A 19,656-nucleotide genomic window follows, 5' to 3' on the forward strand; every position below is an offset into this window, starting at 1 on the left:
GGTCCGGCCCGTCAGAAAGACGGGCCGGATCAGGGATCATCAGTTCTTGGGATAGTGCAGGCGGCCCTGATCGTCCCAGCCGAAGCCCGCCTCGGCCAGGGCGGCGCGCGCCGCTTCGACGTCGAAGGGAATTTCCGGCAGGTTCTGGTTGTACCACATGCCCAGCTGCTTCGGCACCGGGCCTTCGCCCGCAGGGACCGCAAAGCCAAGCCAGCCTTCAATCGCGGCACGCTCCTTGGCCGTCGCCAGGCGCAACGCCTTGCGGAAGGCCGGGTTGGTGAACGGCTCTTTTTCGTTGTTGAGCCAGATCAGCATCGTGCCATGCGACGGGATTTCAAGGAAATCCAGGAAATCCTCCTGATCCGCGAGATCGCTCATCGCCGCCACCGGCAGCACCATGGTCGCGATGTCGCCCGTGCCCGCCAACATGGCGGAGCGGATGGCATCGGCCTGACCCAGCGCCAGACGGCGCACCCCGTCATAGCCGGGGGCATGGAAGTGGTCGTGGTTCGCGTCCAGCTCGTGCACCTCGTTCACACGCCAGGTCTTGAACTTGAACGGGCCGCTGCCGATGGCCACGCCATCCGCCACCACATCCCGCGCCACCATATCTCCGGTGTAATCCGCCCAGAGATGTTCCGGCAGGATGAAGGCATAGGGCAGCACCGTCGTGATGAAAGACGCATCCGGGGCCTTCAGTTTGACGGTGAAGGTCAGATCGTCGATCTTTTCCGCCGAGGCGATATTGGCGATGCGCGACGACATCGCCGGAGGCTGCAACTCTACCACTTTGTTCAGGGTGAAGACCGCGTCATCGGCGGTGACCGGCTCGCCATCGTGGAACTTCATGCCCTCGCGCAAGGTGATCTTCACCGTGGTCGGATCGGTGAATTCCCATGCGCTGGCTGCCCAGGGGATGGTCTGCCCCTCGGAATTGTTCTTGGCGAAAGTGTCATAGACGAAGCGCAGCCAGCCCACTGCACCCTCTTCGGCAAGCGGATTGTAGGTGGTCACGTCCTCGTAATGCGCCCAGTCGAGCCAGCGGTCATCGGTCAGCGGCTTGGCGGAAAGCCAGGGGTCGATCAGCCCCTCATGCGCGGCGACTGGCGCGGGAGATGTCACGTTCTCCCATTTCTCGTTGTTCCACAGAATGCCGTAGACCGTGTTCGTCGCGGGCCACCAGGGCATGACATCGTAGAAATGCTGCTGCGCCGCGTGCACGGCGGCGATGCGCTCATTCTGGTCGATGATCGCGCGTTGATCCTGCACCATCTTGGTATAGGCTTCATCGCACCATTTGGCGCCGTTGCGCCGCGCGCCGCAGGCCCCCAGATCGTGCAGCCAATAGGTTGGGTCCACGCGGTCAGGGTCGGCGCCGACGGTGAAGACCGCCATGTCTTCCAGCCCGCCGCCGACCATGATGTTCGAGATGAAGGTGCTGAATTGCACCGGTTGCATCTGGAAGCTGATGCCCAGCTTGGCCCATTCTTCCGATAGCACGCGTGCCGATTGTTCGTACATCGGACCCATATCGGCAGCATAATAGGCGATTTTCAGTTCCGGTACCGGCTCTCCCAGGTCTTGCGACATGGCGGGCGCGGCAATCGTGACAAGTCCCGTGGCAAGCCAGAACGGCAGCCTCCTGACGGTGGCAGTCATCGTTTTCTCCTCCCATGCACCGAGCCTGTCCACGGGCTGCACGGCACTCCTCTGCCGTGTTGCCTTTTCTCTTTCTGGATCGGTGTGAGTCTAAAGTGTATACGATTATATGGTCAGTCAATCACTTTTTGCTTGATTTCAGGATTAAACTGTCAAACTTGGATGCAGTTTTGATGCGCGCCTCTTTGCTGCGGCACCTGTACAGCCGTGGCGCCGAGGGATTGCGCGATACCGCGAAAGAGTTTGGGAGGGCTTGCGTGAAACAGTCATGGGTCGCCGGTGCGCAGGCACCGGACTGCGATTTCCCTTTGGCAAACCTGCCTTACGGGGTCTTCTCCACCGCCGAGCGGGGGCCGCGCTGCGGCATGGCCATCGGCGACAGCGTTCTGGATCTGTCGGAGCTGGCGGCCGAAGAGCTGCTGACCGGCGGCGATCTGGGTTTCGACCGGCCCGCGCTGAATCATTTCATGACGTTGGGGGCCGAGACATGGGCCGCGGTGCGGGCGCGGCTGACGGATCTGCTGGCCGAAGGCGGTGACCCCGCCTTGCGCGAGAATGTCGCCTTGCGCGACAGAGCGCTGGTTCCGTTGGACAAGGCACAGATGCACCTGCCGGTCGATCTGAGGGGCTATACCGATTTCTACGCCGGTCGACAGCACGCTTTCAATTCCGGCTCGATTCTTCGCGGGCCCGAGAATGCGCTGACCCCAAACTGGACGCATATGCCGATCGGCTACAATGGCCGGGTCTCGACTGTGGTGGTGTCGGGCACACCGGTGCGCCGTCCTCTGGGTCAGCTGATGAGCGCGGATGGTCCGAAATTCGGCCCGTCCCAGCGGCTGGACATCGAGGTGGAGTTTGGCGCCATCGTCGCGCTGCCGACCGAATTGGGCCAGACCCTGACCGTGGCCGAGGCTTGGGAGCATCTCTTCGGCTTCGTCCTTCTGAACGACTGGTCCGCCCGCGACATCCAGCGATGGGAGGGCCAGCCGCTGGGGCCCTTCCAGTCCAAGGCCTTCGCCACCTCGATCAGCCCCTGGATCGTGACCCGCGCGGCGCTGGAACCCTGCCGCCGTCCGGCCCCTAAACGCGACAACGACCTACTGCCCTATCTGCAGGAGGATGCGGATTACTTCGTCGACGTGAAACTTGAGGCGCATCTGAAACCGGAGGGTGCCGCAAAAGCCAGCCGGATCGTCCAGACCAACACCGCACATCTTTACTATTCCGCCCCGCAGCTTCTGGCGCATCATGCTGTCTGCGGCTGCCGGATGCAGACCGGCGATCTCTTGGGGTCAGGCACCATCTCAGGGCCGGAGCGGCAGAGCTTCGGATGCCTGATGGAACAAAGCTGGGGCGGTCGGGATCAGATCGCGCTGGAACAGGGCGGCAGCCGCATCTTCCTCGAGGACGGAGACAGCGTCATCCTGACCGGCTGGGGCGAGGTCGATGGCCAGCGCATAGGTTTCGGCGGGTGTGAGGGCCGCATCGCGCCCGCGCCCAAAGCTGTCGGAAAGGCATTCTGATGCGCCTGTGTCGTTTTGAGGATAACCGTCTGGGTGTTGTGCGCGGCACGTCCGAGGCCCCCGTCGTCCATGACGTGACCCGCATTCTGGAAGCGCTGCCCTCCTTCCGCTATCCGCTGCCCGATCACGACCCGCTGATCGCGGCGCTGCCCGTCCTGCGCCCGCGCATCGAGGCGCTGGCGGATGCCGCGCCCGCCATCCCCCTGAAGGACCTGCGCCTGCTGCCACCCGTTGCCTCGCCGCGCAAGATCGTGGCCGCGCCGGTGAATTACCGGCTGCACCATGAAGAAGCGCTGGCTGACGAAACACTGCATCACGGCACCAATATCCTGCCCATCGACAAGGCCGGGCTGTTTCTCAAGGCTACAAGCTCGTTGATCGGCCCCTCTGATCCGGTGGTGATCCGCTTTCCCGAAGCGCGCAATGACCACGAAATCGAACTGGTCGCCGTGATCGGAACCCGCGCGGATCGGGTGTCGCAGGATCAGGCCCTTTCGCATGTGGCGGGCTATGCCATCGGCCTCGACATGACCGTCCGCGGCACACAGGAACGCAGCATGCGCAAATCCTGCGACAGCTACACCGTGCTGGGACCCTGGCTGGTGACGGCGGATGAAATTCCTGATCCTTCCGCGCTCGAGATGCAGTTGATGGTCAATGGTGAAACCCGCCAGAGAACCTCGACCGCAAATCTTCTGCGCCAAGTGGCGGCGCTGATCGAAAAGGCGTCCGCCTTCTACACTCTGGTGCCGGGGGATCTGCTCTTCACCGGCACGCCCGAAGGCGTGGCGCCGGTCGTGGCGGGCGATGTGATGACGGCCCGTATCGCGGGCATCGGCGAAATGAAAGTCGCGGTCCGCTGACCGCAGGAGGACAAGATGGACTATATTTTCCCGCCGCTTCCCGTTCAAAGCGTTCCGGTTCTGGGCGAGAATCGCCGCTTTGCCCTGCGTCGCATCTTCTGCGTTGGCCGCAATTACGCCGACCACATCCGGGAAATGGGCTTCCAGCCAGAGCGGGAGCCACCCTTCTTTTTCACCAAGCCGATCGATGCGCTGGTGCAGGATGGTGAAACCGTCGCCTATCCGCCGATGACCGAGAACTTTCATCACGAGGCCGAACTGGTCATCGCAATTGGCAAGGCGGGCGCGAATATCACGGTCGAAGACGCGCTGGGCCATGTCTACGGATATGCTGTCGGCAATGACCTGACCCGGCGCGATCTGCAATTCGCATTGCGCGACCGCGGTCGGCCTTGGGACTGGAGCAAGGCCTTTGACCGTTCCGCCGTGGTCGGAACCATCACGCCGATGCCGGGGCAGGCGCTGCCGGGTTCCGCCCGGGTCTTGCTGACCGTGAACGATCAGACGCGGCAGGATGCGACCCTCGACACCATGATCTGGAACGTGGCCGAGGTGATCGCCGCGCTTTCCGCCTCGGTCACGATCCAGCCCGGCGACCTGGTCTTCACCGGAACGCCCGCGGGCGTCGGGCCGCTGCAGCCGGGCGACCGCTGCTCGGTCTCCATCGACGGGCTGACGCCGATCACCACCCTGATCGGCCCGAAAGCATGAGTGAAATTCGCCTGCACAGCTACTTCCGCTCCTCGACATCGGTCCGGGTGCGGGTGGCGCTTGCGATGAAGGGTCTGGACTACGACTATGTGGCTTGGAACCTGCGGGAGGCAGAGCATCGCTCTCCCGCCTATCTGGCGGTCAACCCGCAGGGCGTTGTTCCCGCGCTGGAAATCGACGGCCTGGTGCTGACCCAGTCCCTGCCGATCATCGAATACCTTGAAGAGCGGTTTCCCGATCCGGCGCTTTTGCCCGCCGACAGTGCCGGACGGGCGCGGGTACGGGCGCTGGCCTCCATGATCGCCTGCGAGGTGCATCCGCTGAACAACCTGCGGGTCCTGCGCCATCTGGAAAGCACCTTCGGCGCGACTGCAGATGCGCAGGCGGCGTGGTTCCGTCATTGGAGTCGCGCGACCCTTGATCCGCTGGAAACGATGCTTGCAGCCGCGCCGCAGACCGGCACATTCTGTCATGGCGACCAGCCTGGCCTGGCCGATATCTGTCTGTTTGCGCAGCTTCTTAATAATCGTCGGTTCGGATTGCCGCATACCGAATGGCCGGTGCTTGCCCGTATCCAGGCGGCTTGCATGGAATTGCCGGCGTTCCGCGCCGCCAGCCCTGAAGAACAGCCTGACGCGCAATAACATGAGAGCAAGCCACGGCCTGCGGCCGATGCGAGTGGCTCAGGCCCCCCCGCCCTGGACGGCATAGGGATACTTCGACCGTTTCGCCTTTGGGCCAGGCCAGCGGCCGCCATCTTGGGCTCGGTATCGCCCAGATCGCCCTCATGCGTCGCATGTGCTGCGATATCCGAGGTCAAAGATGCGCAGGCGCCCCTATCTTAGCTTTTCGAGAAGATCTGGGCTTGGATAGCCATCCGGCGTCAGGCCTTGCGCCTTTTGCCAGGCCTTGACCGCAGCGATGGTCTTGGGTCCGATCCGGCCATCGACCCCGCCCGCGTCGAACCCCGCCGCCGCCAGCAGCGCCTGAAGCTCCTTGCGTTCATCCTGGGTCAGCGCCCGCCATTGGCGCGGCCAAGCTGCAGCGATTGTCGGGCCGCCTCTCAGCCGGTCGGCCAGATGGCCGACGGCGATGACATAGGCATCTGCCAGATTGTAATGTTCGATCACTTGGAAATTCGGGAAGATCAGGAAGGCCGGACCGGTATGGCCAGCAGGCAGAAGGATGCTCGCCTCTGGCCCCTCGGGCAGATCGCCGCCCGCCATCGGCTGCACTCCGAGCAGCCGCCAGTCGGCAACCGGCTTCTTCACCCGTTCGGTTGTCTGGTCATAGTCAAAGTCGGCGGGCAGCTTCACCTCAAGACCCCAGGGCAAGTCCTTCTGCCAGCCCCATTTCGCCAGGTAATGCGCCGTCGAGGCCAGCGCGTCGGCCGGATCGTCGCCCCAAATGTCGCGCCGCCCGTCGCCATCGAAATCCTGCGCGAATTCGGCCCAGCTTGACGGCATGAACTGGGTATGCCCCATGGCCCCGGCCCAGCTTCCGACCATGGCGCCGGGCGCGACATGGGCCTGGTCAAGGATCTTCAACGCCTGCACGAGCTGCCCTTCGAAGAAGGATGCTCGCCGCGCGTCATAGGCCAGCGTCGCCAGCGCCGAGATCGTCGGCACATCGCCGCGCCAGGTTCCATAGGCGCTTTCCAGCCCCCAGATCGCCACGACGACTTCCTTGTCGACGCCATAGCGCGCCTCGATCCGGTCCAGCAGATCGGCCTGTTTGGCCAGGGCTTGCTTGCCCAGGGCGACCCGGTCTTCAGACACGGCCACGTCAAGATAGTCCCAGATCGTCTTGGTGAACTCGCTTTGCCGCCGATCGCGCGCCACCACATCGGGCAGGTAATGCGCCCCGCGCATCGCTGCGTCATAGGTGGCCGCCGGAACGCCCGCTTCCAGCGCCTTGGCGCGGAACCCTGTCACCCAATCGCGAAAGCCCGTCTCGGACCCGTCTTCGCGCCCCGTTCCCAAGATCGTCCCCTCCGGGTCATCCAGCGTCTGCGCCGCAACCGGCCCGGTCAGGGCCAGGGCTGCCGCCAGTGCCAAAGCCCTCACTTGCGCCTCCGCACCACGCGTCGTTTCGGCGCACCGCGCGAAACGGGCCGCCCCTTGCCGCGCGCATGGCGCCCGGCGGGCAGGGGGTGCGCGTCGATCTCCAGAACTTCCAGCCGCAACCCGCCCGTCATCGGCACCGCCTCGGCCAGGCGCACAGTCACCTTAGCGCCGATGCCGATGGTCAGGCCGGTATCGGCCCCCATGATCGTCTGGCTGTCGGCGTCGAAATGAAAGAACTCGCGCCCGACATCGCGGATCGGGATCAGCCCGTCGGCGCCGGTTTCATCCAGCTTCACGAACAGGCCAAAGCGTTGCACGCCCGAGACGCGACCGGTGAAGGTGGCACCCACCCGGTCCGACAGATAGGCCGCCAGATAGCGGTCCACCGTATCGCGTTCCGCCGCCATGCTGCGCCGCTCGGCATCGGAAATCAGCTTTCCGGTCTCGGCCATGTTTTCAAGGTCGAAGGCCGACAGCCCATCCTCGCCCCAGCCATGGCCGCGGATCAGCGCGCGATGGACGATGAGGTCGGAATAGCGCCGGATCGGGCTGGTGAAATGCGCATAGTTCCGCAAAGCCAGCCCGAAATGGCCCATATTGTCCGGCGCGTAATAGGCCTGCGTCATGGATCGCAGGGTCGAGATGTTGATCAGCTCATCCTGATCCGACCCTTCGGCCTGGGCCAGCAGCCGGTTCAGATGCGCGGTCTTCAACACCTGCCCCTTGGCCAGCGTGAAGCCCGATGCCTCGGCCACCTCGCGCAGCGCATCCAGCTTCTCGGCGCTGGGCTCTTCATGCACGCGGTAGAGCAGGGGCTGCTTGAGGCGCTGAAGCTCTTCGGCGGCGGCCACATTGGCCAGCACCATGAATTCCTCGATCAGCTTATGTGCATCGAGCCGTTCCTTGAAGGCGACCGAAGTGACCTTGCCTTCGTCCGACAGGACGATCTGACGCTCGGGCAGATCCAGTTCCAGCGGTTGCCGCAGCGCGCGGGCGCGCAGCAAGGCGGCGTAGGCGGCATAAAGCGGCTTGATGACGCTTTCCAGAAGCGGCGCGGTCTTGTCATCGGGATTGCCGTCCTGTGCGGCTTGCACCTGCGCATATTCCAAGCTTGCGCGCGAACGCATCAGGCCACGATGAAAGCGGTGGGAAAGCTTCGCCCCTTGCGCGTCGATCCGCATCCGCACGGCCATGCAGGGCCGGTCGACATGTTCATGCAAGCTGCACAGGTCGCCCGACAGGATATCGGGCAGCATCGGCACCACCCGGTCAGGGAAATAGGTGGAATTGCCGCGCCGCCGCGCTTCGCGGTCCAGCGCCCCGCCGGGGCGGACGTAGTGGGCGACATCGGCGATGGCGACCCATAGGACGAAGCCGCCGGGATTGCCGGGCTCGGCATCGGCTTCGGCCAAAACGGCGTCATCGCGGTCGCGGGCATCTGCCGGGTCGATGGTGACGAGGGCCAGGTCGCGCAGATCGGTGCGGTTTTCCATGGTGACCGGGCGCGGTGCCTCGGCTTCTGCCATCGCTGCATCGGGGAAACGGTCGGGAATGCCGTGTTGATGGATCGCGATCAGGCTGACGGCGCGCGGCCCCGCAGGATCGCCCAGCCGCGCGGTGATCCGCGCCTGCGGCAGGCCAAGGCGCGGCTTGCCCATGGCCTCGGCTTCGACCAGTTCGCCCTCGCGGGCGCCCATGTCATCTTCGGCCCGGACGCGCCAGTCCTTGTCGATCCCTTTGTCGATCGGAACGATCCGCCCGCCTTCCGAGCCTTTGCGGAAGACGCCCAGCACCTTCAGCGGGTTCGAGCCGATCTTGCGGATCAGCCGCGCTTCCCAAGTGTAATCGTCAAGGTCGACTTTTGCGAGGCGGCCCAGGATACGGTCGCCCTCGGCCAGCGCCGGATCGCCCTTTTTCGGGATGATCAGGATGCGCCCGGCATCCTTGTCGACGCCTTCTTCCATCGGCTCGGCGAAAAGGTCGCCCGCATCGTCGGGCTTCAGCACGCGCAGGAGCGCCACGGGCGGCAATTCACCCTTGGGTCTGAAGCGCCGCGACGCCTTGGTGACCGTGCCCTCGTCCTCCAATTCCCGCAACAGCCGCCGCAGATCGGCGCGCTGGTCGCCTTTCAGGCCAAAGGCCTTGGCAATGTCACGTTTCGAGCTGAGGCCGGGATTGTCGGTCAGCCATTGGCGGATCTGGTCTTTTGAGGGAAGCGGCACCATGGGCCAGCCCTAGCATGGCGCGCCCGGATCGGAAATGGCGGATTCTGGTGGGCGATGCCGGGGGCCAGCCCGCGAACCCCCAGAATATTGAACCAAGATGAAGGCTAGAGCGACAGCATCATATCACGATGGGGGATGCCCGCATCGTCATATTCCGGGCCATAGGCAGAGAAGCCGAGACCTTCATAAAAGCCGATGGCATGGGTCTGCGCGCCAAGCTTGGCCTTTTTCAACCCCGGCACTCTGCGGAACTCCTCCACAGCGGCGCGGATCAGGGCGGCACCGATGCCTTGCCCGCGATGCGTGGCGAGCACGCAGACCCGGCCGATCTTTCCCGTCTCTGCCTGCAGCAGCAGCCGGGCCGACCCGACCGGCATATCCCCTTCGGTAGCAAGAAGATGGATCGCCCCCTCGTCCTGATCGTCGACCTCATCGGCCTCGGAAACGCCCTGTTCCTCGATAAAGACCCTGCGGCGCAGCAGGCGGCAGGTGGCGATGTCCCGCGTGGAGGCGATGGAAATCATGCGAAATAGTCGCGCAGGATGCGGCTGTAGATCGCCTTCAACTGGCGGATCTGCGCCACTTCGACCCGTTCATCGACCTGATGCATGGTTTTGCCGACCAAGCCGAACTCGACCACCGGGCAGTGATCCTTGACGAAACGCGCATCCGATGTGCCGCCGCTGGTGGAATAGTCCGGCGCGACCCCGGTTTCCGCCTGAACCGCCGCCCGCACCAGCGCCGAGAAATCGCCCGGCGGGGTCAGGAAGCTCTCGCCGGAAATCGACACCGCCATCTCGATCCGCACCCCGGTTTCCTGCTGAACGGCGTTGACATGCCCTTGCAGCCATTCGGTCAGCGAGGCGCCAGAATGGGCATCGTTGAAGCGGATGTTCACCGTGGCCTTGCCCTTGGCCGGGATCACATTGGTCGCCGGATTGCCGCAGTCGATCGTGGTGATTGCCAGGGTCGAGGCGTCGAAATGGCCGGTGCCTTCGTCCAGCGGCTTGTCCTCAAGCCGCGCCATCAGCTTGACCAGCGCCGACATCGGGTTCTTCGCCCGATGGGGATAGGCCGAATGGCCCTGAACGCCGGTCGCGGCAAAACGCGCGGTCAGGCTGCCGCGACGGCCGATCTTCATCATCTCGCCTATGCGTTCGGGGCAGGTGGGTTCACCCACGAGGCAATGCGTCATCCGCTCGCCATTCCGCGCCATCCAGTCCAGCAGCGCGACCGTGCCATCCGTGGCCACGTCTTCCTCATCCCCCGTGATCGCCAGCACCACCGCGCCATCGGGCGGCGTCTCGCGCACGAAATCCACCGCCGCGGCGACAAAGGCGGCGACGCCGGATTTCATGTCGGTCGCGCCGCGTCCGTACATCCAGCCATCGACCACCGCCGCCCCGAACGGATCCTGCGTCCAGGCGGCGGCATCGCCCACAGGGACCACATCGGTATGGCCGTTGAAGCCGAAGCTGCGATTGGCGCCGCGCGCGCCCCAGCGGGCAAACAGATTGGCAATGCCGCCCCGGTCGACCCGCGTGCAGGCAAAGCCCGCCGCCGACAATTCCCGCTCGAGAAGCTGCAGGGCGCCGCCTTCCTCCGGGGTGACCGAGGGGCAGCGGATCAAGGCAGCGGTGAGGGCGACGGGATCAAGGGGGGCGGTCATCAGGCATCTCCGGTTCTCTCTCCCGTTCCTAGCGCGCCGCCGCCCGGACCGCAAACTGTGACCCAATCGCCACCTCAGCGCCGGGCTGACCGCCCGCGCAGGTGACAGGATCGCCTGTCCGCCCTAGACTCGCCGCAATAACAAGCCCCCGAGGCAGGGCAGACGCCGGGCCAAAGCGCCCGACCCGAGCAGGAAAGACCGCGACGACCCGGAAAACCGGGCGCGCGATCGGCGTTTGAACCCATGTCCCGGGACCGGCAATGCACGGGCAGCACAGGGCGGGACGATGGCGACAGGCGCCGAATTATCCTACGATACCAGCGCTTCGGCGTTTCCGATGGCCAATACGATCCTTGGCAGTGGCCTCACCGTTCCCGGAACGTTGATCTGGCCGCCGCAGGACGAAGTGCCGGTGGAGACGCTTGAAGATGCTCCGCAACCGCCGCGCGGGATCGGCTGCCACAGGGGGCCCGCCACCCGACCGCAGGCGTCGGTCTGCATCAGGGTCGGGACCTTCGGCACTCGTGGCGAGCTTTCGGCCGCGGCCAAAGACCTTGTGAATGATCATTCGGTCCGGCGCCTGCCTGGGGGCGACGTGAATGATCTGCACGTCCTGTTCCCCGCGCCCTGTTCCCGGACGGGCAAGGGCTATGGCTCGCCGGCTCGCCACTGCCTCAAGAGCGATGAGACCCGCGCGCGGATCGGCGCCCCGCAGGTGGAGGCATGAGCGCGCGCTGGCTGATCCTGTCAGATTGTGAGCAGCCGCGCGCGCAAGAGGCGGCCCCCCTGCCGCGCGCCGCATTGGTGGCCGAATTCTCCTGGCCGCTGCCCCAGGGCGTGCTTTTGGACTGGCGCGATCCTTCCGGTGCCGACCGGGCATTATCGGTCTTTCATTCGCGCCAGTCGGGCCTTGCGCTTCTGTGGCGCGAGGGGACACAACTCCGCCGATACCTGCTGCCCGGCAGCCTTTCGGCCGATGGCGTGCGGGTGGCGCGCCTGACTTTTCGCTGGGACCTACGTGCCGACACTTGGCATCTGCGGCTGGACGGCGGCGATGGCACCGAGATCGCAGCCACCATGGGCCTTGACCCTGCGGTCCCCTCGCTCGCGGCGGTATCGCTGATGGCGGCGGGGCAGGGCGTGGCGCGGCGCGATGTAGCGGTTCTGTGGTTCGGACTGCTTGATGGCGATGCCCCACCGACCCGCGCCCCCTGGATTGGGCGGTCGACGCCCGTCCTGACGCCCTCGGGCATGGTTCCGGCCTCTGCGCTGCGGGCCGGGAACTGGGTGATGACGCAGGATGCGGGCCCGATGCGTCTGCATGAGGTGCGGGAACTGGTGATGCCCAGCCGGGGCAGCCATGCCGCCATCGTCCTGCGGGCGCCCTACCACGCCAGGCACTGCGACATCTTGGTCTCGGCCGATCAGATGGTGGCGCTGGGTGGGCCCGAGGCCGAGTATCTTTTTGGCGAGGAAGACGTCCTGGTCGCGGCGGGTGGCCTGGCCGATGGCCGCAGCGCCGTGCAGGACAATCGCCGCGCCGTGACCAAGGGCATCTCGCTGGATTTCGGTGGCGCGTTGCATCTGATCGATGCAGGCGGTTGCGTTCTGATGTCCGCGCATCACGGCCCGGCCGCACTGACGCCACTGATGCCCTTGCGCGCGATTCGCGATTACGAGGCTGCGCCGCTCATGTCGCTGCTGCGCCGACTGCGACCGTCGGACGCTGCATAGCGGGCGGGAAGCTCGGGCCGCACCCAGGCGTTCCCGCCACATTCCCCACACGAAACAGCACTATCGGTTGCCACATGACCACAGCAACGGCAGCAGGCGGGGCTGCCGGGCTGCGGCGGCTCGGGCTTGGTGATCTCGATCGGCGGACAGATGCGCAGGCCGGGGCCGGGCGCATCGGCCCGGAACGTCGACACCATCCCTGAAGGCTCCAGATAGGCCGCGCGCACTTCGGCAAGGTTCTCGATGCCCTTCATCCGCAGGATTTCCATCAGTTCCGAGGCACCCATCCCGCGGACCGCCATCCCGTCGCAGAGGATGCGCCCGTCGCGGATCACCTCAAGCGGCGTGCCGTCGATCACCCGCTTGGCCCCCTGCCAGCGTCGGATCGCTAGGTCGACCCCTTTGTCCAGCAGGACGAGAACGAGGATCACCAGCATCGCATGGATCAGGGGAACCTCGGGGTAGAACATCGCATCGCCGACCGCAGAGCCAAGCGCGATGATCAGCAGGAACTCGACCAGGGAAAGCTGCGAAATGCTGCGGCCGCCGATCCAGCGGAGAAGACAAACGGTCCAAAGCCAGATCACCAGAACACGAAAGGCGATTTCGGCCAGGAAAAGCGGTGGCGCCGCGCCCCAGAAGATCCGGGGCCAATCAAACGGGATGATGCTCTCCAAAACGCGCCTCTGCCGCAACTGTCGGCTGGCAACGCGGGCGCGAAGCTGCGGGTTCCCTAGTCGTAGAAGGGCGTCATCTGCGCCACGACGACCGAGTTTTCGGCCAGGGCCCGATCCATCAGGCCTTCTTCCTCGGCCCCGATCTCCTCACCGGCCTTGCGGCGCTCCTCCAGCGTGCCAAGCCCCTGCACCTCAAGCGGTGCAAGATCGGCATCCTTCAGGATGGCCACCGTCTCGCGTACGGCCTCGGCCTCGTCGACGCCGCTGGCATAGCAGATCAGGGCGGCGCCTGTCGCCTTGTCCGGCAGACCGTCGCCTGTCTTGCGCCCGACCTCGACCACCAGCGTGTAAACCTGCTGGCGCCGCTTGGCTTTGGCTTCGGGTTCGGGCTTCTCGTCCATCGCGATCCTCGCATACTGCTGTGATCCCTGAGGCGAGGCAGGCGATCCGTCAAGCCCTTTGCGGCAGAAGCATCGCCGCAATCCTGGCGCGGGCGGTCTGGCGCACGGCGTCAAGATGCGCCCGGCGCTGCAGGGCGCGCTTGCGTTTCGAGGCGTCAAGGTCGTGCAGCGAGCTAAGCCGCATCGGCAACTCGACCAGATACCCGGCCGGGCCAAGCGACTTTCCCCCGAGCGAGGTCCAGAACTCGGTATAGCTCTCGCGAAACCTGGGGTTCAAATCCTTGCGGTCTGACGGGTGCCGCTCTGGTGCGATGCCCAGAACATGGCTGCGTCCCTGCGCGAGGACAAGCCCCTCCAACGCGGCAAAGACCATATGCGCCGGGGTCGAGCGATGGAAGGTCTTGTTATAATCGGCCTGATGATCACGCTCTTTGGTCAGGTGCCGACGGCTGACCAGATGGATCGTGTCCGGCAGGTCCGTGCCCGCATGGAAGATCCGGGTGGGGATCTGGGAAAAAGACAGAACGCAAAGGCAGCCGCCATCCATGCGTAGGGCCAGGCTCAAACCGCCCTCATAGGCGACGTCCCGGCCCGGCTGCAACACGATGTCGTAATGGTGCAAAGGGCTGTCGGCGCTCCACAGCACCAGACCGCCTGCCTGATAGACCTGTTCGGAATAGGCACTGCGGTAGAGCCGGTCTTCCTGCTCATAGTGGTGCCGCGCCGCCACAAGCCTTTCTTGGGGCGACAGTCCCTTGGCCAGATAATAGCGATGCGACAAGCAGAAAAGCGGGTCGCCTTCGCCTTCGGCCGCTGCGTGGCGGATCAGGCTGGGCGAGGCCAACAGGGCGGCGTGATCGTGGTTCTTGCCCGCAACATGAGCGCGCCGGACCGCACGCATCACCATGCTCCACGGTTTGTAAACGCCCGCATCCGACCGAAGACCAGCAGCAAGAGCGGCCAGAACGCCCGCCTTTCCACGGAGGTCGTTGTCCAAGCCTATGCCGGCAATCGAGCCAACCTCAATGCTGATCTGGTCTTGTCTCAAACCTTGCTCGCATCATCCGGCCTGCTTGCACTGGGGCCAACGGCGCGATGGCTGCCGACCCGGCGGAAAGGACATCGGGGATAAGCCCGATGCCCTGCTTTCCACGCTAAATCTCTGCGGATAAGCTCTGCGCGTCAATCGCATCCGCAACCGTGCCGGGCAACAGAGGGCGTCAATTGGTGCGGCAGGCGCATACAAATGCCGCCTGTGGTTGAGCGATGGCTCAGGGGGCGCCCCACCCGCTCAGTCGCGCAGCAGCTCGTTGATCGAGGTTTTCGACCGGGTCTGCGCATCGACCTTTTTCACGATCACCGCGCAGTAAAGGTTGATCCCGCCCTTCGACGGCATCGACCCTGCCACGACGACCGAGCCCGCAGGCACTTCGCCATACATGACGGCGCCCGTCTCGCGGTCGACGATCTTGGTCGACTTGCCGATGAACACGCCCATGCCCAGGACCGATCCTTCGCGCACGATGCAGCCTTCGACCACTTCGGAGCGGGCGCCGATAAAGCAATTGTCCTCGATGATGGTCGGGCCGGCCTGCATCGGCTCCAGCACGCCGCCAATCCCGACACCGCCCGACAGGTGCACGTTCTTGCCGATCTGTGCGCAGGAGCCGACAGTGGCCCAGGTATCGACCATGGTGCCTTCATCGACATAGGCGCCCAGATTGACGAAGCTGGGCATCAGCACCACGCCCTTGGCGATATGGGCCGATTTGCGTACGATGCAGTTCGGCACGGCGCGGAAGCCCGCGGCCTTGAATTCGGCCTCGCCCCAGCCCAGGAATTTGCTGTCGACCTTGTCCCACCAGCTGCCGCCCTGCGGGCCGCCCGATTGCAGGCCCATGTCCTGAAGGCGAAAGCCCAAGAGCACCGCCTTCTTCGCCCATTGGTTCACATGCCAGTCGCCACCGCGTTTCTCGGCCACGCGCAGCGTGCCCGCGCCCAAAGCCGCAAGCGTTGCCTCAACCGCATCGCGCGTCTCTCCCTTGGTGGCGGGGGTGATGGCGTCGCGGCCCTCCCAGGCGGCTTCGATGGCGGTCTCAAGCGCGGCGTTCGACATGGGGTTCTCCTTCCCGGACATGCCCAGCCTGTTAGCCTGCCAGGCGCCGCACCGCAATCTGTCAGCTTGTCCGCCGCGCCTGCTGCGTCGTCATGTACATGACGATCAGCGCGATCACCCCAAGGAACAGCGCGCTCGTCAGAACCGTGCCCAGCCCAAGCCCGCCATAATCGCCCGGTTGCGACAGGAAATCCCCGATCGAGGCGCCCAGCGGCCGGGTGAAGATATAGGCCAGCCAGAAGCCCAGGATCGGATCCAGGCCCAGGACAAAATAGCCAAGCGCCAGCGCCGCGATGATCATGGCAAAGAGAATGCCGGTGGCGAAATAGCCCAGACCGAACTGTTCGGCCATCAGATCGCCCGCCGCCGTTCCCAGTGCGAAGGGGAACAGGATCGCCAGCCAATACCACGCCTCGCGCCGGAAAGTCGTGACAGCATGGATCGACAATGTGCCTTCGGCGCGGAACCACAGCAGGAAGGTCGCGGCCAGCGCAAGGGTGAAGGCCACCGCCGTTGCCCAAAGTGGTATGCCCAGATTGTCGACCAGATTGTCGGTCACCAGGGTGCCGACGACACTGATCAGGACAACGGCCGACCAATAGCTCCACGGCACATAGCGGCGTTGGGCGAATTGCAACAGCAGCGCCACGACCAGAACCCCGGTCATCAGGATCGAGGTCGCGGCGAGGCCAAGGCCAAGGTTGACGGCAAGATAATCGGCCGCCGTTTCGCCCATGGTCACGGCCAAAAGCTTGATCAGCCAGAAATCCAACGTCACCTCGGGCACCCGGTTGGCAGGGGGTAGGGGTTCGCTGCGGGCCATCGGTGCGGTCCTTTCCATCTCAGCCTCCTGCCAGCGCCGCAAGCGCCTGCGCGCTGAAGGAATTGGCATTCTTGTCGTCATCGGCGTTGCAGCGCTCGGTCGCTTTCGACAGCAGATCGGCCACATCAGCGCTGCCGGGCTTGGCCGTCTGCTCATCGCGGACCTGCTGGATCATCACCTCGCAGGGCAAGGGATGGCCCGACGCATCGCTTACCGCGATGCCTTTCACCATCTGGACGCCCCCGGGGACATCCCCGCCCCCGGCTGGATCGGCCAGCACGGTCTGCAGAGTGGCCAGCGTCTTGGTGACCTTGGCATCATCGGGCTGAACCGCGCGCAACGCAGACAGCGCGTCATCCGCCGCCGCATCGACCCGGCCCCAGGCTTCGGGGTCCTTTGGCCGCATCGCGTCCTCATCCGCGTCCCAGGTGGTTTCAAGATCCTTGATCCGCACCTTGGCCCCGGCCAGGTTGCCCGTTCCGGCGATGTCCTGAACATCGCTCACGATCGTCGACAGGGCCGAAAGGTCGCCCAGGGGCTGCGCTGCCAAGGGCAGCAGAAACGCCCGACCGCCGAAGAACAGGGCCACCGCTCCGCCCACCAGCGCCGTCGCCAGAAGAAACTGCCTCACGCCTCATCCTCCGATGCCATGGGTGCAAGGCCTGCGCCCGCTGGCAGGCGGCCCGCAAGTCACGCCGCCGTGAGACGGTCTTTCTGACCGCAACTGGTTTTCAACCGCTTAAGCGGATAAGCCTGTGCTTACACTTTCCGGGACCGGAGCCGAGATGAAAGACGAACCCCGCAACCATCCCTTCCGCGATTCGACACAGGACATCGAGGCCGCCAAGCGTATCCCCGATACGCCACAGACCCTCTCGCCAGCCTATCGTCTGGCCTTTGCCGACCATGATTTCATGACGCGCGAGGAGTTGCGGCCGGTGCGGCTGCAACTGGAGCTTCTCAAGCCGCAGATGCTCATGGATGAAAAGGGCATCGAATCGACCGTTGTCATGTTTGGCGGTGCGCGCATCCCCGCGCCGGAACATCGCGACACCGCGCGCACTCCGGCCCTGGCGGCGCTGTCGCATTACTATGACGAGGCGCGTCGCTTTGCCGCCGCGATGACTGAGCGCAGCCTGGACAGCTATGGCACGAAATGGGTGATCTGCACTGGCGGCGGCCCCGGTGTGATGGAGGCGGGCAACCGCGGCGCGGCCGAGGCGGGCGGTGCTTCGATCGGGCTCAACATCGTTCTGCCGCATGAGCAGGCGCCGAACCCCTTTGTGACGCCCGCGCTGTCGTTCAACTTTCACTACTTCGCCATCCGCAAGATGCATTTCCTGATGCGCGCGGCGGCGGTCTGTGTCTTCCCCGGCGGTTTCGGCACGATGGACGAGATGTTCGAAGCACTGACCCTGATCCAGACCGGGCGGATGAAGCGCGTGCCCTTCCTGCTTTTCGGACGCGATTGGTGGACCCGCGTGGTGGACTGGCCGATGCTGGCCGAAGCCGGAGTGATCTCGGAAAGTGACCTGTCATTGTTCCGCCTGGTCGAGACGGCGGAAGAGGCCTTGTCCGAAATCGACGGCTGGCCTGCGGTATGATGTGGCAGGCAGCGGCTGTTGACCGGATTTCCGCCGATATTGCTCGCCCTACACATGACTGTGAAAGGACAGGCCCTGGGGTTCGTGCCAGCTTTGCGCCGCCAACCGCCGTTTTTTCACTCATGGAGCCTACCATATGAAATTTGCCCGCATTGCCGCCCGCACTGCCCTTGTCGGCGCCCTTCTCGCCGCAGGTGTCGCCTTCGCCGAAGGCGAAGCGACCGATCCGAATGCTGTGCTGCGGCAGACCACGATGAAGGCCATTGGCGGCAGCATGAAAGTCCTGGGCGATATGGCAGGCGGCAAGGCCGCCTATGACGCCACCGCCGCCGAAGAGGCCAAGGCCAAGCTCATCACCGCCGTCGCCGAGATCCCGACCTCTTTCGCCACGCAGGGCGCGGCCGACCCGAACAGCGAGGCCAAGGCCGAAATCTGGGCCAATTGGGACGATTTCCTGAAGGATGCCGAAGCGCTGAAAGTCGCGGCGGACGCGGCGGACGTGTCCTCGGTCGACACGATCAAGGCCTCGATGGGCGCGCTGGGCGCGGCCTGCAAGGACTGCCACACCGAGTATCGCGTGATGAACTGATCCGGCCCTGCCGCATCAGCCTGAAGATCGCAAAGTCGTCCCCCGGCCCGCAAGGCCGGGGGTTTTTCTTGCGTGGGGTCAGCTGCAATAGACGCGGGTGATCCGGTTCTTGGCATCGAGCTCAATGTTCAGCCGCGATTCGACATAGTCCATCGTCACGGCGGTGCCCGGCTCGATCACCCGTACCGGGGCGGGCAGCGTCATCATGGCCAGCACAGACCGGTTCTGCCCGACAAGGAACTGCAACTCTGCCGCGCCGCAGGCATTGGGGTTGGGCTCAGGCTCGGCTGGAATGGTTTCGACACAGGCCGAAAGGCCTATCGCAAGGCCGGTGGCAAGCAAGATCTTGTAGGTCATGGCGTCATCCTCTGCTCTCGTAACCGGACCCGTGGGCTGGTCCGCGCGCCCCTTCTGCGCGGACCAACGCATGAAAGCGCGAAAGGATGCAGTCAGGACATCCCCACCAGCGCAGAAATCCGCCGAACCGCGTCAGCCGCAGCTGATCGAGGTGATGGTCTCCGTCGCATCGACGCGCACATCGACCCGGTTCGCGTGATATTCTTCCTGGTCGTACATCTCGCCCGGCGCGATGATGCGCAGCGGGCCGGGCAAGCCCAGACCCTGCACCACCGCGACCGGCTGGCCGACATAGCCCTGCAGACCGGAGGCCTTGCAGGTGTCGGGCTCGCGATCGTTGAAGCCGGGGGTGACATCGACCGACGGGTCGAAGACCGGAGCGGCGCTGGGCATGGGTTCAGGCGCGGGCGGTGCGGCACAGGCCGCGGCGGAAAGGCAAAGAAGCAGCCAGAGCGGGCGGGGCAGGCGCGGGTTTTGCGGCATGAGGGGTCGTTTCCTGCGTTGCTTTTGCACGATCTTTGGCACAGCTTGCGCCGAAACGACAGAAGGAAGGAAACACCCCATGCGCACCCGTGCCGCCGTTGCCGTTGCCGCCGGAAAACCGCTTGAAATCATGGAAGTGAACCTTGAAGGCCC

Annotated in this window: 22 protein-coding genes; 8 read left to right on the forward strand and 14 right to left on the reverse strand. The window is 64.9% G+C overall.

The features are described from left to right. Positions 1-39 precede the first annotated feature (39 nt). On the reverse strand, positions 40-1,659 hold the full coding sequence (locus ACED67_RS20720; RefSeq protein WP_395543638.1) for an ABC transporter substrate-binding protein: 1,620 nt from the start codon (positions 1,657-1,659) through the stop codon (positions 40-42). Between the two features lie 257 nt (positions 1,660-1,916). On the opposite strand from ACED67_RS20720, the gene fahA reads away from it, so the two are divergent. Genes fahA through maiA form a run of 4 tightly spaced genes read left to right on the forward strand, consistent with a single transcriptional unit; the run spans position 1,917 to position 5,403 of the window. Continuing rightward, positions 1,917-3,185: a fumarylacetoacetase gene (gene fahA / locus ACED67_RS20725; protein ID WP_395543639.1), complete on the forward strand. Its 1,269-nt coding sequence runs from the start codon at positions 1,917-1,919 to the stop codon at positions 3,183-3,185. Continuing rightward, positions 3,185-4,048 carry a fumarylacetoacetate hydrolase family protein gene (locus ACED67_RS20730; protein WP_395543640.1) on the forward strand — a complete coding sequence of 288 codons (864 nt, stop codon included), beginning with the start codon at positions 3,185-3,187 and terminating at the stop codon, positions 4,046-4,048. Before fahA ends, ACED67_RS20730 begins: the two co-directional genes overlap by 1 nt. Before the next feature lie 15 nt (positions 4,049-4,063). After that, positions 4,064-4,759 (forward strand): fumarylacetoacetate hydrolase family protein, encoded by a 696-nt coding sequence (locus ACED67_RS20735; protein WP_395543641.1) that lies wholly within the window; start codon positions 4,064-4,066, stop codon positions 4,757-4,759. After that, positions 4,756-5,403 (forward strand): maleylacetoacetate isomerase, encoded by a 648-nt coding sequence (gene maiA, locus ACED67_RS20740; protein ID WP_395543642.1) that lies wholly within the window; start codon positions 4,756-4,758, stop codon positions 5,401-5,403. The genes ACED67_RS20735 and maiA overlap by 4 nt, the downstream gene beginning before the upstream one ends. A 192-nt stretch (positions 5,404-5,595) precedes the next feature. Here the strand turns inward: maiA and ACED67_RS20745 are convergent, their stop codons facing one another. The 4 genes from ACED67_RS20745 to dapE form a co-directional block, all read right to left on the reverse strand. Then, entirely contained in the window at positions 5,596-6,825 is a 1,230-nt protein-coding gene (locus ACED67_RS20745) for a lytic murein transglycosylase (RefSeq protein WP_395543643.1), read from the reverse strand. Next, positions 6,822-9,050: a ribonuclease R gene (gene rnr, locus ACED67_RS20750; protein WP_395543644.1), complete on the reverse strand. Its 2,229-nt coding sequence runs from the start codon at positions 9,048-9,050 to the stop codon at positions 6,822-6,824. Before rnr ends, ACED67_RS20745 begins: the two co-directional genes overlap by 4 nt. 104 nt (positions 9,051-9,154) lie before the next feature. Next, a complete protein-coding gene (locus tag ACED67_RS20755) occupies positions 9,155-9,574 on the reverse strand; it encodes a GNAT family N-acetyltransferase (RefSeq protein WP_395543645.1) in 420 nt (139 codons plus the stop codon). Further along, positions 9,571-10,719 (reverse strand): succinyl-diaminopimelate desuccinylase, encoded by a 1,149-nt coding sequence (dapE, locus tag ACED67_RS20760; RefSeq protein ID WP_395543646.1) that lies wholly within the window; start codon positions 10,717-10,719, stop codon positions 9,571-9,573. Before dapE ends, ACED67_RS20755 begins: the two co-directional genes overlap by 4 nt. 286 nt (positions 10,720-11,005) lie before the next feature. On the opposite strand from dapE, the gene ACED67_RS20765 reads away from it, so the two are divergent. Both ACED67_RS20765 and ACED67_RS20770 read left to right on the forward strand, forming a co-directional pair. Further along, positions 11,006-11,446: a Hint domain-containing protein gene (locus ACED67_RS20765; RefSeq protein ID WP_395543647.1), complete on the forward strand. Its 441-nt coding sequence runs from the start codon at positions 11,006-11,008 to the stop codon at positions 11,444-11,446. Next, positions 11,443-12,453, forward strand: a complete 1,011-nt coding sequence (locus ACED67_RS20770; RefSeq protein ID WP_395543648.1) for a Hint domain-containing protein — start codon at positions 11,443-11,445, stop codon at positions 12,451-12,453. Before ACED67_RS20765 ends, ACED67_RS20770 begins: the two co-directional genes overlap by 4 nt. On the opposite strand, the gene ACED67_RS20775 is transcribed toward ACED67_RS20770, so the two are convergent. The 6 genes from ACED67_RS20775 to ACED67_RS20800 form a co-directional block, all read right to left on the reverse strand. Beyond that, complete coding sequence (locus ACED67_RS20775; RefSeq protein WP_395543649.1) at positions 12,393-13,130, reverse strand: DUF421 domain-containing protein; 738 nt, start codon at positions 13,128-13,130, stop codon at positions 12,393-12,395. The genes ACED67_RS20770 and ACED67_RS20775 overlap by 61 nt on opposite strands. Positions 13,131-13,186: 56 nt before the next feature. Further along, complete coding sequence (locus ACED67_RS20780) at positions 13,187-13,531, reverse strand: DUF8846 family protein (protein WP_395543650.1); 345 nt, start codon at positions 13,529-13,531, stop codon at positions 13,187-13,189. A gap of 49 nt (positions 13,532-13,580) precedes the next feature. Continuing rightward, positions 13,581-14,432: a DUF535 family protein gene (locus tag ACED67_RS20785; protein WP_395543651.1), complete on the reverse strand. Its 852-nt coding sequence runs from the start codon at positions 14,430-14,432 to the stop codon at positions 13,581-13,583. Positions 14,433-14,822: 390 nt separating this feature from the next. Beyond that, on the reverse strand, positions 14,823-15,647 hold the full coding sequence (gene dapD, locus ACED67_RS20790; protein ID WP_395543652.1) for a 2,3,4,5-tetrahydropyridine-2,6-dicarboxylate N-succinyltransferase: 825 nt from the start codon (positions 15,645-15,647) through the stop codon (positions 14,823-14,825). Between the two features lie 61 nt (positions 15,648-15,708). Beyond that, a complete protein-coding gene (locus ACED67_RS20795; RefSeq protein ID WP_395543653.1) occupies positions 15,709-16,488 on the reverse strand; it encodes a COG4705 family protein in 780 nt (259 codons plus the stop codon). A gap of 1 nt (position 16,489) precedes the next feature. Continuing rightward, positions 16,490-17,101, reverse strand: coding sequence for a hypothetical protein (locus tag ACED67_RS20800; protein ID WP_395543654.1), 612 nt, complete (start codon positions 17,099-17,101; stop codon positions 16,490-16,492). A 154-nt stretch (positions 17,102-17,255) separates the two neighbouring features. Here ACED67_RS20800 and ACED67_RS20805 point away from each other — a divergent pair, with 154 nt between their 5' ends. Together ACED67_RS20805 and ACED67_RS20810 are read left to right on the forward strand one after the other, a co-directional pair. Next, positions 17,256-18,074, forward strand: coding sequence for an LOG family protein (locus tag ACED67_RS20805; RefSeq protein WP_395543655.1), 819 nt, complete (start codon positions 17,256-17,258; stop codon positions 18,072-18,074). Between the two features lie 136 nt (positions 18,075-18,210). After that, positions 18,211-18,663, forward strand: a complete 453-nt coding sequence (locus ACED67_RS20810; protein WP_395543656.1) for a c-type cytochrome — start codon at positions 18,211-18,213, stop codon at positions 18,661-18,663. A 78-nt stretch (positions 18,664-18,741) separates the two neighbouring features. Here the strand turns inward: ACED67_RS20810 and ACED67_RS20815 are convergent, their stop codons facing one another. The 3 genes from ACED67_RS20815 to ACED67_RS20825 form a co-directional block, all read right to left on the reverse strand. Beyond that, complete coding sequence (locus tag ACED67_RS20815) at positions 18,742-19,020, reverse strand: I78 family peptidase inhibitor (protein WP_395543657.1); 279 nt, start codon at positions 19,018-19,020, stop codon at positions 18,742-18,744. A gap of 132 nt (positions 19,021-19,152) precedes the next feature. Continuing rightward, complete coding sequence (locus tag ACED67_RS20820; RefSeq protein WP_395543660.1) at positions 19,153-19,413, reverse strand: I78 family peptidase inhibitor; 261 nt, start codon at positions 19,411-19,413, stop codon at positions 19,153-19,155. Between the two features lie 4 nt (positions 19,414-19,417). After that, positions 19,418-19,656 (reverse strand): hypothetical protein (locus ACED67_RS20825; protein WP_395543661.1); only part of this gene is annotated, 239 nt, incomplete at its 5' end.

Origin of the sequence: Neotabrizicola paludis (assembly GCF_044142105.1) — a bacterium.
In the GTDB taxonomy this organism is placed as follows: domain Bacteria; phylum Pseudomonadota; class Alphaproteobacteria; order Rhodobacterales; family Rhodobacteraceae; genus Pseudogemmobacter.